General features: G+C 52.8%; 1 protein-coding gene. It reads left to right on the top strand.

The features are described from left to right. The coding region (locus ACYP03_RS26515; RefSeq protein ID WP_459782741.1) for an acyl-CoA dehydrogenase family protein at positions 1 to 265 on the top strand (265 nt) is incomplete at both ends.

Genomic DNA, 265 nt, shown 5'->3' with positions numbered 1-265 from the left:
GATGGCAGAGACGCTGGCCTACGTGAAACAGCGCAAGGCGTTTGGTCAGCCGATTGGTGCCTTTCAGTACAACCGCTTTTTGCTGGCGCAGTTAGATACCCAAATCAAAGTAACCCGCAGTTATCTCAATGACGCCATTGAGCGCTTTAATACCGGCTCACTCAGCCTGGAAGATGCGGCCCGGCTGAAATGGTGGGCAACAGAAGTGCAGAACAAAGTGGCGGATGAATGTCTGCAACTGCATGGCGGCAGTGCTTATATGAGC

The sequence above is a fragment of the Photobacterium sp. R1 genome (genome assembly GCF_054600795.1).
This window is presented reverse-complemented; position numbering and strand designations above follow the sequence as displayed.